The sequence below is a fragment of the Flavobacterium sp. genome, from assembly GCF_031411595.1.
GTDB lineage: Bacteria > Bacteroidota > Bacteroidia > Flavobacteriales > Flavobacteriaceae > Flavobacterium.
On sequence record NZ_JANOBI010000002.1, the window covers coordinates 12,760 to 28,868 of the forward strand.

At 40.1% G+C, this 16,109-nt stretch carries 16 protein-coding genes; 9 read left to right on the forward strand and 7 right to left on the reverse strand.

Annotated elements, in window-relative coordinates; all coding sequences use genetic code 11:
* Positions 1-44: 44 nt before the first annotated feature.
* The 9 genes from RMO03_RS00125 (at position 45) to RMO03_RS00165 (ending at position 9,878) form a co-directional block, all read left to right on the forward strand.
* On the forward strand, positions 45-788 hold the full coding sequence (locus RMO03_RS00125; RefSeq protein WP_309640043.1) for a transporter: 744 nt from the start codon (positions 45-47) through the stop codon (positions 786-788).
* 2 nt (positions 789-790) lie between these two features.
* Entirely contained in the window at positions 791-1,927 is a 1,137-nt protein-coding gene (locus tag RMO03_RS00130; protein WP_309640044.1) for a lycopene cyclase family protein, read from the forward strand.
* A 116-nt stretch (positions 1,928-2,043) separates the two neighbouring features.
* Positions 2,044-2,454, forward strand: coding sequence for a BrxA/BrxB family bacilliredoxin (locus RMO03_RS00135; protein WP_309640045.1), 411 nt, complete (start codon positions 2,044-2,046; stop codon positions 2,452-2,454).
* Between the two features lie 333 nt (positions 2,455-2,787).
* Complete coding sequence (locus RMO03_RS00140) at positions 2,788-4,146, forward strand: rhodanese-related sulfurtransferase (RefSeq protein WP_309640046.1); 1,359 nt, start codon at positions 2,788-2,790, stop codon at positions 4,144-4,146.
* A gap of 188 nt (positions 4,147-4,334) precedes the next feature.
* Positions 4,335-5,570 (forward strand): regulatory iron-sulfur-containing complex subunit RicT, encoded by a 1,236-nt coding sequence (locus tag RMO03_RS00145; protein ID WP_309640047.1) that lies wholly within the window; start codon positions 4,335-4,337, stop codon positions 5,568-5,570.
* Positions 5,554-6,030 carry a gliding motility lipoprotein GldH gene (locus RMO03_RS00150; RefSeq protein WP_309640048.1) on the forward strand — a complete coding sequence of 159 codons (477 nt, stop codon included), beginning with the start codon at positions 5,554-5,556 and terminating at the stop codon, positions 6,028-6,030. Before RMO03_RS00145 ends, RMO03_RS00150 begins: the two co-directional genes overlap by 17 nt.
* A gap of 5 nt (positions 6,031-6,035) precedes the next feature.
* The gene (locus RMO03_RS00155) at positions 6,036-8,324 is read left to right on the forward strand and encodes a PBP1A family penicillin-binding protein (protein WP_309640049.1); all 2,289 of its coding nucleotides are present in this window, start codon (positions 6,036-6,038) and stop codon (positions 8,322-8,324) included.
* Between the two features lie 190 nt (positions 8,325-8,514).
* Positions 8,515-9,213 (forward strand): CoA transferase subunit A, encoded by a 699-nt coding sequence (locus tag RMO03_RS00160; RefSeq protein WP_309640050.1) that lies wholly within the window; start codon positions 8,515-8,517, stop codon positions 9,211-9,213.
* 8 nt (positions 9,214-9,221) lie between these two features.
* Positions 9,222-9,878: a CoA transferase subunit B gene (locus RMO03_RS00165; RefSeq protein WP_309640051.1), complete on the forward strand. Its 657-nt coding sequence runs from the start codon at positions 9,222-9,224 to the stop codon at positions 9,876-9,878.
* On the opposite strand, the gene RMO03_RS00170 is transcribed toward RMO03_RS00165, so the two are convergent.
* From RMO03_RS00170 to hemB, 7 genes are all read right to left on the reverse strand, one after another.
* Positions 9,868-10,257, reverse strand: coding sequence for a hypothetical protein (locus tag RMO03_RS00170; protein WP_309640052.1), 390 nt, complete (start codon positions 10,255-10,257; stop codon positions 9,868-9,870). The genes RMO03_RS00165 and RMO03_RS00170 overlap by 11 nt on opposite strands.
* 18 nt (positions 10,258-10,275) lie before the next feature.
* Positions 10,276-11,715: a nucleoside recognition domain-containing protein gene (locus RMO03_RS00175; protein WP_309640053.1), complete on the reverse strand. Its 1,440-nt coding sequence runs from the start codon at positions 11,713-11,715 to the stop codon at positions 10,276-10,278.
* Positions 11,716-11,851: 136 nt separating this feature from the next.
* Entirely contained in the window at positions 11,852-12,565 is a 714-nt protein-coding gene (locus tag RMO03_RS00180; RefSeq protein ID WP_309640054.1) for a 3'-5' exonuclease, read from the reverse strand.
* Between the two features lie 36 nt (positions 12,566-12,601).
* The gene (locus RMO03_RS00185) at positions 12,602-13,759 is read right to left on the reverse strand and encodes a serine hydrolase (RefSeq protein ID WP_309640055.1); all 1,158 of its coding nucleotides are present in this window, start codon (positions 13,757-13,759) and stop codon (positions 12,602-12,604) included.
* Between the two features lie 223 nt (positions 13,760-13,982).
* A complete protein-coding gene (locus tag RMO03_RS00190; protein ID WP_309640056.1) occupies positions 13,983-14,453 on the reverse strand; it encodes a methylated-DNA--[protein]-cysteine S-methyltransferase in 471 nt (156 codons plus the stop codon).
* Between the two features lie 206 nt (positions 14,454-14,659).
* The gene (locus RMO03_RS00195) at positions 14,660-15,031 is read right to left on the reverse strand and encodes a c-type cytochrome (RefSeq protein ID WP_309640057.1); all 372 of its coding nucleotides are present in this window, start codon (positions 15,029-15,031) and stop codon (positions 14,660-14,662) included.
* Between the two features lie 3 nt (positions 15,032-15,034).
* On the reverse strand, positions 15,035-16,024 hold the full coding sequence (gene hemB / locus RMO03_RS00200; protein ID WP_309640058.1) for a porphobilinogen synthase: 990 nt from the start codon (positions 16,022-16,024) through the stop codon (positions 15,035-15,037).
* Positions 16,025-16,109: the final 85 nt, after the last annotated feature.

Genomic DNA, 16,109 nt, shown 5'->3' on the forward strand with positions numbered 1-16,109 from the left:
ATTTAGGTAAATATTTTTTTAGGTTTGTCTAAAAATTTATCAATATGAAACGTTCGCTTTTATTTTTATTTTTAGTTTATGGTGTAATGGTTACCGGTCAAACCACAGAACCTATCGAAGCTGATCGCCCCGATCAAACCGAAACACCTGCGATTGTTCCCAAAGGCATGTTTCAGTTTGAGGTGGGTTTTAGCTATCAAAAAAATAAAGTCAATAGTACTTCTTTAGCGTTGCCATCTGCTTTATGGAAATACGGTGTGAATGACAATTTCGAATTGCGTTTGATTACCGAATGGGTCGTAGATAAAGAACTAGACACAACAACTTCCGGTGTTAATCCGATTTTGATAGGTTGTAAAATCAAAATTTGCGAAGAAAAAGGCATCATTCCAAAAACATCTTTTATCGGTCATATGTCAATTCCGAAAGCGGCTTCGTCAAAATATAAAGCTGATTTTTATGCACCTGAATTTCGATTTACAATGCAACATACGCTGTCGGATAAGCTCAGTTTGGGTTATAATTTAGGCAGTGAATGGGACGGCTTTTCCGCCGAACCGACTTTTATTTATACACTGACTACAGGATATTCGATTAATGAAAAATTAGGCTCATATGTCGAATTCTTTGGTTTTGCGCCACAAGAAGACAAAGCCAATCATAACTTTGATGCCGGTATTACGTATTTGGTAAACCGCAATTTTATGGTAGATTTGTCATCGGGCGTTGGTGTAACTGAAAACGCACCGGATTACTACATCGCTTTTGGGTTTTCATTTCGAATATAAACATGCAACACTACCATTATATTTTCACAGGAACCGGTTTGTCTTCGATGATGACGGTATATGAAATGGTGGTTTCCGGAAATTTCAAAGACAAATCGATATTGCTTATTGATCAAAATGCCAAGAAAACCAACGACCGAACTTGGTGTTTTTGGAATCAAAAAAACACTTTCGAGAACATCATTTCCAAATCATGGAATATGGCGCTTTATGCAGATTCAGATGCTGAAAGGGTTTTGGATTTAAGTCCATATCAATACAAAATGATCAAAGGTTTGGATTTCTATACTTTGATTTTGGAAACGATTCTTAAAGAAAGCAACATTCATTTCATACAACAAAAAGTCATCGATTTTGAGGAATTAGGAAATCATTGTGTCGTCAAAACCGAAACCCAAAGTTTTACTTGCAATCAGGTTTTCAATTCCATTTTCAACCCTGAAATCGTAAAGAATCAATCAAAATATCCTTTATTACAACAGCATTTCATTGGTTGGTTTGTTAAAAGCAAAACCACCGTTTTCAATCCAAACCAAGCCACTTTCATGGATTTTTCCATCGAACAAAAAGGCAACACACGTTTTATGTATGTTTTACCATTTTCAGAAACCGAAGCTTTGGTGGAATATACTTTGTTCTCAAAAGAGTTGTTGGAAACTGCTGAATACGAAATGGCCATTCAAAATTACCTTCAAAAACTCGGCATTACTGAGTACGAAATCGTCGAAAAAGAATATGGCAATATTCCCATGACCTCATATCCGTTTTGGAAGCACAACAGTAAAAACATTATCAACATTGGTTCTGCCGGTGGATGGACGAAAGCGAGTACGGGTTATACATTCAAAAACACCATCAAAAAATCGAAAGCATTGGTTGAGTTTCTATCGACAGAAAACGACTTCAGAAAATTCCATAAAAAAGACAAATTTTGGTTTTATGATTTGTTGTTCTTAGATGTTTTAAATCGAAATAATGCTTTAGGCAGCAACGTTTTTTCAGCACTATTTCAAAAAGGAAATCCAACGTTGATTTTTAAATTTCTCGATGAAGAAACCACATTCACAGAAGATTTACAAGTCATTTGGAAATGCCCGAAATGGCTTTTTATGAAAGCATTGTTTCGCAGAATATTCTAACAAATCTTTAAGATTCTCATTTATATTTCTGCTTATATTTGCATCATGATTTTTAAATCTAAAATCAGCACCCGAGCGTCAGCGAACTGGCGAAGCAATCTAAAATCTAAAATATTATGTATCCAGAAGAAATGGTAAAACCCATGAGAGCCGAGCTTTCAGATGCAGGTTTTCAAGAATTATATAGCGCAGAAGCCGTAGAAAACGCTTTAAAATCAGACGGAACAACTTTAGTAGTTGTCAATTCTGTTTGTGGATGTGCCGCTAGAAACGCCCGTCCGGGAGCCAAAATGAGTTTAGACGGAGCTAAAAAACCCGATCATCTAATCACAGTTTTCGCGGGTGTCGACAAAGATGCCGTTGATGCCGCAAGACAACATATGTTTCCTTTCCCACCTTCATCGCCGAGTATGGCTTTGTTCAAAAACGGTGAATTGGTGCACATGTTAGAGCGTCATCACATCGAAGGCCGTCCGGCTGAACTCATTGCAGAAAATTTGAAAGACGCTTACGAAGAATATTGCTAAGAAGTAAATCACAATTATAAAAAGCCAGACGTTATTGTTTGGCTTTTTTGTTAGAAGCTAATCCCGCTATTCGCTCCAATCTTTTGTGCCACCCGAGCCTTGGCGAACTGACGAAGTAAACACCGGCACAAAAGGATAACCGCTGCTATCGGGGCTAGGGAACGGATGATAAGATTGTAAGATTTCAGACTGTAAGATCGAATCTTATAGTCTTAGAGTCTTATAATCCATTTATCGTAAACATAACCTTGTACGTCTTTAAGTAAATTTTTATCTTTGCCCCGAATTCTTCCAATTAGAGTTCAAAATATTTCTCACTTAAACGTTTATAGCATGCAACTGTACAACACCTTAAGCGCAGAAGAAAGAGCCGAACTTATTGACCAAGCCGGCAAACAAAGACTCACTTTGTCTTTCTATGCGTATGCCAAAATTGAAAATCCAAAAGAATTTCGCAACAATTTATTTATCGAATGGAACCAACTTGATGCGCTCGGCAGAACCTACGTAGCCCATGAAGGAATCAATGCTCAATTGAGTGTTCCTGCTGAAAAAATTGAAGCTTTCCGTCAAACTTTAGAAGCCTACGATTTCATGAAAGGCATTCGCTTGAACGTGGCCGTAGAGCAAGATGACCATTCGTTCTTAAAGTTAACTATAAAAGTCCGCGACAAGATTGTTGCTGATGGTTTGAACGACGAAACTTTTGACGTAACCAACATCGGCGTACACTTGAAAGCCAAAGAATTTAATGAGATTTTAGAAGATCCCAACACAATTGTAGTCGATTTCAGGAATCATTACGAAAGCGAAATCGGTCATTTTAAAAATGCCATTACGCCGGATGTAGAGACTTTCCGCGAAAGCTTACCCATCATCAACGAGCAGCTCAAAGACCATAAAGACGACAAAAAACTCGTGATGTATTGCACCGGTGGCATCCGATGTGAGAAAGCATCAGCTTATTTCAAGCATCAGGGTTTTAAAAATGTCTATCAACTTGAAGGCGGTATCATCAATTACGCGAATCAAATCAAAGAAGAAGGACTCGGAAGCAAATTCATCGGAAAGAATTTCGTATTCGATCATCGGTTGGGAGAACGCATTACGGATGATATCGTTTCGCAATGCCATCAATGCGGGAAACCGTGCGACAATCATACAAATTGCGAGAATGAAGGTTGTCATTTGTTGTTCATTCAATGCGACGAATGTAAAGCTGTGATGGAAAATTGCTGTTCCGTTGAATGCCAAGAAATCATTCACATGCCTTTGGATGAACAAGTCAAATTGCGTCGCGGTATTGTCAATGGCAATAAAATTTTCAGAAAAGGAAAGTCTGATAAACTCAAATTCAAACATTCAGGCGAATTAGGAGATACATCTTTAGCCATTGCTGAAAAGCCGAAAGCGATTCGTCAAAAAATAAAAATCAAAAAAGTATTGATTGGCCAAGCACAACATTATTTCACCAAAGCGAGTGTTGCCCAATTTTTAATCGAAAACAACGAATTAAAAAACGGAGATAAAATCTTGATTTCCGGACCAAGTACCGGCAATGAAATATTAATTCTTGAAAATTTATTCGTCAACGGGAAAGCAAATGACAATGCGACCATCGACGATAAAGTTACTTTTCAAGTACCATTCCGCGTTCGATTGTCGGACAAACTCTATAAAATTATCGAGTAATTATTATTCATAAATCACATCAAAAAGCCTGTTTCAACAAAAACGAAACAGGCTTTTTTCATTCAAAAAAACTTAGCAACTTAGTATCTCGGGAACTTAGCAACTTTCGCAAAAAATACTATCTTTACGCTCTAAACGTTTTGTCTAGTAGTCTGCCTTTGGCGACGATCAATATATATTCAAGTTTTATGGCATGTACAAGTTGTTCAACCTCAGATGGCGGTGCGCCAAAGGGGTGTAAAAATAATGGGACTTGCGGCACCGATAGCTGCAACAAATTAACCGTTTTCGATTGGCTCGCGAATATGAGTTTGCCTAATGGTGAAGCGCCTTTCGACTGTGTTGAGGTTCGTTTCAAAAACGGTAGAAAAGAATTTTATCGCAATTCCGAAAAACTCACTTTGAGTATTGGTGATATTGTGGCAACAGATGCTTCACCAGGGCATGACATAGGAATTGTTACCTTAACGGGTGAATTGGTTCGCATCCAAATGAAGAAAAAAGGAACGAATCATACGAGTCCTGAAGTTGCCAAAATCTACAGAAAAGCTTCTCAAAAAGATATTGACATTTGGTCGAATGCCCGCGATAAGGAAGAGCCAATGAAAGTCCGAGCACGAGAATTGGCGATATCCCACAACTTAGAAATGAAAATTTCTGACATCGAATTCCAAGGCGACGGATCGAAAGCGACGTTCTATTATACCGCGAATGACCGTATCGATTTCCGTATGTTGATTAAAGATTTTGCGAAAGAATTCAGCACGAGAATCGAAATGAAACAAGTTGGTTTCCGTCAGGAAGCTGCACGTTTGGGCGGCATCGGATCTTGCGGAAGAGAATTGTGTTGTTCGACTTGGCTTACCGATTTCAGAAGTGTCAATACTTCAGCGGCGCGTTATCAGCAGTTGTCTTTGAATCCGCAGAAATTGGCGGGACAATGCGGGAAATTGAAGTGCTGTTTGAATTATGAACTCGACACTTACATGGATGCGTTGCAGGATTTCCCTGATTTCGACACCAAATTGGTGACTGAAAAAGGTGATGCGATTTGTCAGAAACAGGATATTTTTAAAGGTTTGATGTGGTTTGCTTACACGAATAATTTTGCGCAATGGCATGTGTTGAAAATAGAACATGTGCGTGAAATCATCGCTGAAAACAAACTCAAAAACAAAGTATCTTCGCTTGAAGATTTTGCTTTAGAAATTGTATCTGAACCTGAGAAAGACTTCAACAATGCGATGGGGCAAGAAAGTCTGACGCGTTTCGATCAACCCAACAGAAAGAAAAAATCGAATAAGAAAAAGAAACCTTCCGGAGAAAGACAACCCAACGGTCAGCCCAACAATGGAGGGAATAACGGCCCAAGACCGGCTAATAATAAAATAATTCCTGTTAATAGAAATGAGCCTAAAAAATAGTTTTCTATCTTTTCTGGTAATAATATCGTTGTTTTCCTGCGATAAAAAAAGAGTGTTCGACGAATACAAATCAGTTGGTAAAAGCTGGGATAAAGACAGTATTGTGAGTTTTGAGTTGCCTCAAATGGATTCTAAAAAACAATACAATCTGTTCCTCAATATCCGTGACAACAACAATTATCCATACAACAATCTTTTCTTAATTGTTGCGATGGAGCAACCCGACAAAATGACCTTGGTCGATACGCTCGAATACCAAATGGCGAATGATGACGGTTCATTATTGGGCGAAGGTTTTACGGATGTGAAGGAAAGTAAACTCGTTTACAAAGAACGCATGAAATTCAAACCCGGCATATATAAAGTGCACATCCGACACGCCGTCAGACAAACCGGAAAAGTTGTGGGTGTAAAAACATTAGACGGAATCACGGAAGTAGGTTTTAGAATAGAAAATTAGCAAGTATGGCAGTTCCAAAAAACAATCAGACAAAAGATATCAATCACTATAAAAAGAAATTTTGGAAAATCTACTTTTATACTTTAGGTGGCGTTTTCCTGTTTTTCATTTTTGCTTCTTGGGGTTTACTTGGGTCAATGCCTTCATTTGAAGATTTAGAAAATCCCGATTCCAATTTAGCTACTGAAATTATTTCCACAGATGGTGTCACCATCGGTAAATTTTATAATGAAAACAGAACGCCAATAAAATACGCCGACCTTCCAAAACATTTAGTCGATGCATTGGTGGCCACTGAAGACGAACGGTTCTACGAACATTCAGGAATCGATGCCAGACGAACCCTTGGCGCAGCGATAAGATTAGGTTCCAATGGTGGTGCTAGTACGTTAACCCAACAATTGGCGAAACTACTTTTTCATGGTGAAGGTTCAAAATTTCTTCCACTCAGAATCATCCAAAAAGCCAAAGAATGGATCATCGCCATCAAACTAGAAAGACAATACACCAAAAATGAAATCATCGCAATGTATTTCAACAAAGCCGATTTCGTCAATACCGCAGTCGGAATTCGTTCCGCCGCCAAAGTTTATTTCGGGAAAGAACCCCGCGACCTAACCGTTGACGAAAGCGCCATGCTAGTCGGAATGTTGACCAATCCATCGTTATACAATCCGGTTCGCCGTGTTGAGAAAGTTCAAAAACGAAGAAACGTCGTGCTCGGTCAAATGGTGCGAAACGGTTTCCTCGAAGAATCTGCGAAAAAGCAATTGGAACAAAAACCTATCGTATTGCACTTTCAACCCGAAAGCCACACTGACGGCATCGGAACTTACTTCCGCGAATATTTGCGTGACTTCATGAAAAACTGGGTCAAAGAAAACAAGAAATCCGACGGTTCGGAATACGACATCTACAAAGACGGTTTAAAAATCTACACCACAATTGATTCGAGAATGCAAACCTATGCTGAAGAAGCGATGAAACAGCATTTAACGAATCTACAAATCGAATTGTCAAGCCAACAAAAAGACAATAAAAATGCACCGTTCGTCAACATTTCTGATATCGAAACTGAAAAACTCATGATGAAAGCCATGAAGAATTCCAGTCGATGGAAACTCATGAAAGCCGACGACAAATCCGACGAAGAAATCATCAAATCGTTCGGCGTCAAAACCAAAATGAAAGTCTTCACTTGGAAAGGCGAGAAAGACACCATCATGACACCAACCGATTCGATTCGTTATTACAAAAGCTTCTTACAAGCCGGCATGATGGCAATGGAACCACAAACCGGACACGTTAAAGTTTGGGTCGGCGGTATCAATTACAAATATTTCCAATACGATCACGTCGGACAAGGTGCGCGTCAAGTAGGCTCGACATTCAAACCGTTCGTTTACGCCACAGCCATCGAACAACTTAATATGTCACCTTGCGATTCAATCATCGATAGCCCGTTTATGATTCACAAAGGTGTTCACCACGTAACCGAAGATTGGGAACCTAAAAATTCAGACAACAAATACCGCGGCATGGTGACTTTGAAAAAAGCACTCGCGAATTCCATCAACACCGTTTCAGCGAAATTAATCGATAAAGTCGGCCCAGAAGCCGTAGTTGAACTCACGCACAAACTTGGAGTCAAATCAGAAATTCCAGTGCAACCATCCATCGCATTGGGCGCGGTAGAAATTACCGTTGAAGATATGGTTGCTGCTTACAGCACCTTTGCGAATGAAGGCGTTTACATCAAACCACAATTCATCACGCGCATCGAAGATAAAAATGGCGTGGTCATCTACGAACCTTCACCGGACTCGCATGATGTGCTCAACAAAGACATCGCTTTCGCAGTCATCAAACTACTCGAAGGTGTTACCGAAGGTGGTTCGGGCGCGCGTCTGAGAACACAAGGTGGCGGCAATGGCTACAACCGCGTGACAGGTTATCCGTATATGTTCACCAATCCGATTGCAGGAAAAACTGGAACAACACAAAATCAATCCGACGGCTGGTTTATGGGCATGGTGCCGAATCTGACGGCTGGTGTTTGGGTAGGTTGCGAAGACCGATCCGCACGTTTCAAAGGCATCACTTACGGACAAGGTGCGACAGCTGCACTTCCGATTTGGGCGATGTTTATGAAGAAATGCTATGCCGATCCAACGCTCAATGTCTCCAAATCCGATTTCGAACGACCGGCTAATTTATCGATAAAAGTAGATTGCTGGGCACCCGTAAAAGACACGACAGATTTCGAACAAAACACCGATGAATTTGAATTGTAATATTGGTCAGGAGCTTAATCCCGCTATCCACTAAATCTTTTGTTCTGAACCCCAGAACAAAAGGATAACGTTCCTATCGGGGCTAGGCACAGATTACAAGACTTCAAGACCGTAAGATCGACCTGATTGTCAGCGAACTGGCGAAGCAATCTTATAATCCTACAGTCTTAAAATCCATTTTTAAAAGAATATGATCAACAAAAAAGTAAACTCAGTACAAGAAGCCCTACAAGGCATCGAAAACGGAATGACACTAATGCTCGGAGGCTTCGGACTTTGTGGCATTCCTGAAAACTCAATAGGGGAACTCGTTAACAAAGAAACCAACAATCTCACCTGTATTTCCAACAACGCCGGCGTCGATGATTTCGGATTGGGATTGTTGTTGCAAAAAAAGCAAATCAAAAAAATGATTTCTTCGTATGTCGGAGAAAACGCCGAATTCGAACGCCAAATGCTTTCAGGTGAACTCGACGTTGAACTTATCCCACAAGGCACATTAGCCGAACGTTGTCGCGCTGCACAAGCCGGAATTCCTGCTTTCTTCACACCAGCAGGTTACGGAACCGAAGTCGCAGAAGGAAAAGAATCGCGCGAATTCAACGGCAAAATGCACGTGATGGAACACGCTTTCAAAGCCGATTTCGCCATCGTAAAAGCATGGAAAGGCGACGAAGCCGGAAACTTAATCTTCAAAGGAACCGCCAGAAACTTCAACCCATGCATGTGTGGCGCAGCAAATATCACAATAGCCGAAGTAGAAGAATTGGTTCCCGTTGGCACGCTCGATCCAAACCAAGTGCACATTCCAGGAATATTGATTCAAAGAATATTTCAAGGCGAAAAATTTGAAAAACGAATAGAACAACGCACTGTCAGACAAAAATAACCACCACCATGTTAGATAAAAACGACATCGCAAAAAGAATTGCACAAGAAGTCCAAGATCGATATTATGTCAATTTAGGCATCGGAATCCCAACGCTTGTGGCGAATTATGTGCGCACCGATATCTCAGTAGAATTTCAAAGTGAAAACGGCGTTTTAGGCATGGGCCCATTTCCGTTCGAAGGTGAAGAAGACGCTGATTTAATCAACGCAGGAAAACAAACCATCACGACGTTACCAGGAGCTAGTTTCTTCGATTCAGGATTTAGTTTTGGTATGATTCGCGGTCAGCACGTCGACTTAACGATTTTAGGCGCTATGGAAGTAGCCGAAAATGGTGACATTGCCAATTGGAAAATCCCCGGAAAAATGGTCAAAGGTATGGGTGGTGCCATGGACTTGGTTGCTTCCGCAGAAAACATTATCGTAGCCATGATGCACGTCAATAAAGCCGGAGAATCGAAAATATTGAAACGATGTACTTTGCCATTAACAGGCGTAGGTTGCGTGAAGAAAGTCGTTACGGAATTAGCGGTTTTAGAAATTACACCAAAAGGCTTCAAACTTCTCGAAAGAGCACCTGGCGTTTCGGTAGAACACATCATCGCATCAACGGAAGCCGATTTGATTATTGAAGGTGAGATTCCTGAAATGGTTATTGATTAAGATAATCTAGTAAAACTTCCGAAGCGTTTCCAAAAGTATTGGCTTTTTCAGTAATACTTACCGCGCGTTTTTTATTGAGTTTATAGGTCAAATCAAATGCTGTTGTGAATAGTATGGCCGACATAAACGGATTGTTGATATAATATACTAAAGTGTCGCGTGCTTTGTCAATCGTGTGAATTTCAATCTGCTCTTCTTGCTGGAATTTGTATTTGAGTTCCATTTTTAAAACGCCATTTTCTACTATCGGGCGAACATAAATATTCATCAAATCGGTATTGCCAATTGTTTTTGCAAGCGTTAATTTGGCAAAAGTACCATCGGCTAAACTAGTTTTAACCTGGTTATAGAAAGCAGAGAAGGATTCCGTAAATGACATTACTTTTGAAATTTTATTTTAAAAAAACCATCCCGCAACAAAAATCGCAGTAATCACACAAATCACATCCACAATAAGCATCGTTCCTAAAGCGTAACGCGTATTTTTTATATTGACCGAGCCAAAGTAAACGGCGATGACATAAAATGTACTTTCAGCACTACATTGAAAAATACTGCTTAATCTTCCGGTTAAGGAATCAGCTCCAAATGTATTCATCGAATCGATCAAAAATCCTCTTGAACCCGCAGAACTAAATGGTCTAAGCAGCGCAACAGGTAGTGCATCTGTAATTTCTTTACTCACACCCATATTCGAAAAACCAAACGCTATCCAGTTGCTGATAATTTCAAATAAACCGCTGTTTCTAAATAACGAAATGGCCACCAACATTCCCAAAACATAAGGGAAAATAGTGACTCCAGTTTTTATTCCATTGTTGGCTCCCGAAACAAAAGCTTCAAAAACAGTGGTTTTCGCCGCCGTAAATTGCTGCTCTTTAATAAACGAAAATATCAAAGTAAAAGCAATAATCGCTACTAATATTAAAGCGGAAAGATTAGAGGTAAAATAGTTTTTTCCAATCAAATCCAAGTGGTTCACATACATCAACAACCCTACAATGGCGGCTATTAATCCCATCAAACCCACAACCAAAGAAGCGCTTTTAAAATTAATTTTCTGTTTGATTCCAACGATAAGAAAAGCCGCAATCGTACCTATAAAAGAAGTGATAATACAAGGCAGCATCACATCGGCAGGATTCGTCGCATGGGCTGCAGCGCGATAACCGATGATCGAAGTGGCTATTAAAGTAAGCCCCGAAGCATGCAAACACAAAAACATAATTTGCGCATCACTCGCCCTGTCTTTTTCAGGATTTATTTCTTGTAAACTTTCCATCGCCTTCAACCCGAATGGCGTTGCGGCAGAATCCAATCCAAGGAAATTGGCAGCAAAGTTCAACGTCATGTACGAAATAGACGGATGGTCTTTCGGGATACTCGGGAACACTTTTACGAAAACAGGACTCAATAGTTTAGCCAATTTTGCGGAAGCACCGGAAATAATTAAAAGCTCCATCAAGCCGCAGAAAAAAGCCAAATAGGCAATCAGCGGAAGAATCAAATCGAGTAAGGTGTTTTTACAAGTTGGCAACAATCCGTCCGATTTCTGAACGCCGCTGTAGATTTTTACGGTTTTGTTTTTGAAGACATAAGTCGTATCGGCATTCAAAGTATCACGATTGATAATCATTGTTTGCTCAGGCGCTTTTTCGATCGAATCTTTGATGAAAGCGGGAAGTTGTTCCTTGTACTTTTCCGAAATCAAAACGGGATCGTCTTTCTTTCCATTTAGTACATAATCGATTGTATAGCTGTTGCCGGTAAACAAACTGAACACCACGAACAGAATCGAAGCGATAAAAATCGTGAGCCAAAATCTACTTAATACCATAACTTACTTTTTCGTAAATGTAATATTTTTTATAATATTTTAATTCGGATTCTATTGATTTCAATATGCTTTGCGCCTTTGTGTCTTTGCGTGAAATTAAACCTCGCAAAGTCGCAGAGACGCAAAGTTTACTTATTTATACATGCAAAATTTCCTCATCAATCAACAAATCTTCACGACGAAAACGAAGGAAAACCTGAGCTACGGCAATGACATCTTTTTCACAATAGGTGATGATGCGATCGATGTCTTGGTCTACATAAAAAACATGCGCCACTTGACTGCCATCGATATCGCCTTTGGATGATGGAATGCCGAGCACTTTGGTGAGTAATTTCAACGAAGTGAAATGTTTGTAATCACCAAATTTCCACAATTCTAAAGTGTCGAGATGCGGTACTTCCCAAGGTTTTTTGCCAAACAGATTCAATTTCGACGGAATCGCAATCTGGTTGATAATCATACGTCTCGCGATAAACGGAATATCAAATTCCTTTGCATTATGTCCACACAAAAGATGCTGCGGTTTGCTGAAATGGTTGCCCATTAGATTCGAAAAATCTTTGAGAATTTTAGTTTCATCTCCAAAAAAAGAAGTGACTCTAAAATGGCTAATGTCGCTTTTGAGCGTAAAATACCCAACAGAAATACAAACGATTTTTCCAAACTCAGCCCAAATTCCGGCGCGTTCGTAAAAGTCCTCAGGAGTAAATTCGTCTTTTCGTTGGTATTGCGTTTTGAGTTCCCAAAGCGTTTGCATTTCGGAATCCAGACTAGTAAAATTTTCTTGTTCAGGAACAGTTTCAATGTCGAGGAACAAGATGTTTTCGAGGTTCATTTTTTCAATCATGGCGTATATATTTAGTTAATAATTCGTGGGTTGTATTTATTTTCTTTGTGCGAGCATTTTATAAGTTTCATCAATGTAAACGAAGAAATCTTCGCTGTGTGGACTGCCTTTGGTGCTCGCTTGGTGTTGGTTTCCAAGACGTACGATAATCAAATCGTCTTGTGGAATGACAATCACGTATTGTCCCAAATGCCCGCGCATATAAAATATTTTTTTGTTTTTGTAATCGCTGAGCCACCAACCGTAGCCGTATTCAGGCGAGGCTTTAAATCTTGGCATTGTTGATTTAGCGATGAAAGTACTATCGAGCAATTGTTGACCATTCCATTTTCCGTGTTGTTTGTATAGTTTTCCGAAACGCGCAAAATCTCTGGCGTTGCTGGCAAAACAACAATACGCTTTAACAATACCGCCTTTATGATCCGTTTGCCAGAACGCTTCGTTTTCTGCGCCCATCGGATTCCAGAAGTTTTCAGCTACGTAATCGGCGAGGCTTTTTCCAGTGGCTTTTTCGATACACATGGCGAGTAATTGGGTGTTGCCGCTTAAATATTTGTAGGCTTTTCCTGGTTCATCGACGCCTTTGAGACCGAGAATAACTTTGTTTAAATCTTCATCAAAATAGGCACGTGTTGTAATCGAAAATGGACTGTAATACGACTCATCCCAATCTAACCCTGAAGCCATCGAAGACAAATCGCCAACGGTCATATTGGCTGAAGTTCCTTTATTAAATTCAGGAAAAAAATCAGAAACCTTTTGGTCAAGACTTTTAATTTTGCCTTGCATAATGGCTTTTCCAAGCGAAGCGGATACAATACTTTTCGCCATCGAAAACGAATTCGATTTGGAGTTTTTATCGTAATCATCATAATAACTTTCGTTCCAAACGCTGTCGTTTTTGATGATTAAGAAAGCGACGGTTCCGAGTTTTTTATGCCAATTTTCGAGTTCATTTGTTGGCTTTACGGTATTGTAATCTTTCGAAGTTGCCCAAGGTTGTGGTGTATGACTTTTAGGAATGATGCGATTGTCGAATTCGGTGTAGTCTTTTAGAAAAGCCGTCGTGTGTCCGTTGAGGTAAATCGTGCGCACGGCTTTGATTAGATAATCCACTTGGAAAATGTATAGCAAGGCGATAATCGTGGCAAAGAGAATGACAAACCAAAGGAGGAATTTTTTCAAGAATTTCATGTGCATGTATTTATTGATAGACGAATTTACAAAAAATAACCGCAAAGTGCGCAAAGGTTTTCGCAAGGTTCGCTAAGTTTTAAAAAAATTAAACCACAGATTCGCAGATATTTATATTAATCTGTCACCCGAGCGATAGCGAACAGACGAAGTAATCTGCGGTAAAAATATAAATACAATTATTTCTTTGCGTTCTTTGCGAAAACCTTTGCGACCCTTGAGGTTAAAACAAAGTTTGTTGTTGGGATGGACTTTCATGCTCAAGCAACCATTTCTTTCGCCACAAACCACCGGCATAACCTGTGAGTGAACCGTCTGTTCCGATAACTCTGTGGCATGGAACGACAATCCACAATGGGTTTTTTCCGTTAGCTGATGCTACGGCTCGAATGGCTTTTACATCGCCTAGTTTTTTGGTGATATCCATATAAGAAACTGTTTTACCGAATGGAATTTCGAGTAAGGCATTCCAAACTTTTTGTTGGAATTCGGTGCCTTGAGGATTCAGTTTGAAATCGAAAGTGCTGCGTTTTCCGTTGAAATAATCTTGAAGTTGGTTGCTGGCTTCTTTTAAAACTTTTGGAATTTTTTTGGTGATTTGGCCTTCTTCTAGAATCGAAATTGCAGCAATGCCGTTATCGTCGCCGGTGATTTTGGCGGTTCCTAGTGGGGTTTTGATGAAGGCGGTTTCCATGGGATAAAGATAGTAAAGGATTTTAGGATTTTAAGACTGTAAGACTATAAGATTTGATCCTACTGTCTTGAAATCTTACAATCTTATAGTCTGCCCTAGCCCCGATAGTAGTGGAAATCCTTTTGTGACGGTGTTCGGCACAAAAGATTGGGAATGGATAGCGGGACCCGAGCTCGTAAAGAGCGAACTGACGAAGTAAATAGTTCCTACTTTAAATTCGAATAAATGTAAGCTTCAATCGCTTTTAATTCATCTTCGCTCATTGATTTGGTGATCGCGAAATTGGTTTTCATGACTTCGAATTGAGACGGATCTACAATCGGGTCAGCGTTGCCTTGCAGGAATGTTACGATGCTCGCGTTTTTAGCTTTGTAGATTTTGGCGATGTCTTGAATACTTGGACCAATCACTTTCTGATTCGGTTGGTGACATGCTACACAATTGCCTTTGTCTTCGAAAAGTTCTTTTCCTAATTCGACAGGTGTTTTTTTGGTATTCGATTTCCCGAAAGATTCGGTGGATTCTTTCTTGCACGAAACTATCAAAACCAAAAGACCAAGAAGTGCTGTTTTTTTCATATTTTATGAAATTAACTTCACCACATCTTTCGCAAAATAACTTGCAATCATATCGGCACCGGCACGTTTGATGGCGGTAACTTGCTCCATCATCACGGCGTCATGGTCGAGCCAACCTCGTTGTGAAGCTGCTTTAATCATGGCATATTCGCCCGAAACTTGGTAAACGGCAACAGGAACTTCGACGGCATTTTTAACTTCACGCACAATATCTAAATAGGCGATTCCGGGTTTTACCATGACGATGTCGGCTCCTTCTTCGATATCCATTAGGGTTTCGCGAATCGCTTCGATGCGGTTGTGGTAATCCATTTGATAGGTTTTTTTGTCTTTGGGAACGTCAACCAAATCGACAGGAGCGCTATCGAGTGCGTCGCGGAATGGGCCGTAATGGGCAGAAGCGTATTTGGCGCTGTAAGCTAAAATTCCGGTGTTGATGTAACCAGCGTCTTCGAGAGCGTCGCGGATTTCGAGAATTCTTCCGTCCATCATGTCGCTTGGTGCTACGAAATCGGCTCCGGCATGCGCGTGAGAAACACTCATTTCTGCGAGGATTGCTGAAGTGATATCGTTGGCGATTTGCCCGTTTTCAACGATTCCGTCGTGTCCGAATGAGGAGAATGGATCTAACGCAACATCGGTCATGACGAGCATTCCTGGCGTGGCGTTTTTGACGGTTTTTATCGCGCGTTGCATGAGTCCGTTTGGATTTAACGCTTCGGTGCCTTTGTTGTCTTTGAGGTTGTCAGCGACTTTAACGAAAAGTAACACTGATTTCAAACCGAGATTCCAAAGTTCTTTGACTTCTTTTTCGATGTTGTCGAGGCTCATGCGGAAATAATTAGGCATTGATGGAATTTCTTCTTTAATGCCTTTGCCTTCCACTACGAAAAGCGGTACGATAAAATCGTTGGGCGAAATGATAGTTTCGCGCACTAGAGAACGAATGGCTTCGTTGGTTCTTAATCTTCTATTTCTGTTTAATGGGAACATATTTTTATTTTTTTTACCACATAGAGACATAGACTTATTTGTCATTTTAGACGCTTCGCTTCATATAGCAATTAGCTATGTTTCT

What these genes read in the sequence shown, in the direction of transcription:
- RMO03_RS00125 (WP_309640043.1), top strand. Translation starts at nt 45, where the DNA reads ATGAAACGTTCGCTTTTATTTTTATTTTTAGTTTATGGTGTAATGGTT.
- RMO03_RS00130 (WP_309640044.1), top strand. Translation starts at nt 791, where the DNA reads ATGCAACACTACCATTATATTTTCACAGGAACCGGTTTGTCTTCGATG.
- RMO03_RS00135 (WP_309640045.1), top strand. Translation starts at nt 2,044, where the DNA reads ATGTATCCAGAAGAAATGGTAAAACCCATGAGAGCCGAGCTTTCAGAT.
- RMO03_RS00140 (WP_309640046.1), top strand. Translation starts at nt 2,788, where the DNA reads ATGCAACTGTACAACACCTTAAGCGCAGAAGAAAGAGCCGAACTTATT.
- RMO03_RS00145 (WP_309640047.1), top strand. Translation starts at nt 4,335, where the DNA reads ATGGCATGTACAAGTTGTTCAACCTCAGATGGCGGTGCGCCAAAGGGG.
- RMO03_RS00150 (WP_309640048.1), top strand. Translation starts at nt 5,554, where the DNA reads ATGAGCCTAAAAAATAGTTTTCTATCTTTTCTGGTAATAATATCGTTG.
- RMO03_RS00155 (WP_309640049.1), top strand. Translation starts at nt 6,036, where the DNA reads ATGGCAGTTCCAAAAAACAATCAGACAAAAGATATCAATCACTATAAA.
- RMO03_RS00160 (WP_309640050.1), top strand. Translation starts at nt 8,515, where the DNA reads ATGATCAACAAAAAAGTAAACTCAGTACAAGAAGCCCTACAAGGCATC.
- RMO03_RS00165 (WP_309640051.1), top strand. Translation starts at nt 9,222, where the DNA reads ATGTTAGATAAAAACGACATCGCAAAAAGAATTGCACAAGAAGTCCAA.
- RMO03_RS00170 (WP_309640052.1), bottom strand. Translation starts at nt 10,257, where the DNA reads ATGTCATTTACGGAATCCTTCTCTGCTTTCTATAACCAGGTTAAAACT.
- RMO03_RS00175 (WP_309640053.1), bottom strand. Translation starts at nt 11,715, where the DNA reads ATGGTATTAAGTAGATTTTGGCTCACGATTTTTATCGCTTCGATTCTG.
- RMO03_RS00180 (WP_309640054.1), bottom strand. Translation starts at nt 12,565, where the DNA reads ATGATTGAAAAAATGAACCTCGAAAACATCTTGTTCCTCGACATTGAA.
- RMO03_RS00185 (WP_309640055.1), bottom strand. Translation starts at nt 13,759, where the DNA reads ATGAAATTCTTGAAAAAATTCCTCCTTTGGTTTGTCATTCTCTTTGCC.
- RMO03_RS00190 (WP_309640056.1), bottom strand. Translation starts at nt 14,453, where the DNA reads ATGGAAACCGCCTTCATCAAAACCCCACTAGGAACCGCCAAAATCACC.
- RMO03_RS00195 (WP_309640057.1), bottom strand. Translation starts at nt 15,031, where the DNA reads ATGAAAAAAACAGCACTTCTTGGTCTTTTGGTTTTGATAGTTTCGTGC.
- hemB (WP_309640058.1), bottom strand. Translation starts at nt 16,024, where the DNA reads ATGTTCCCATTAAACAGAAATAGAAGATTAAGAACCAACGAAGCCATT.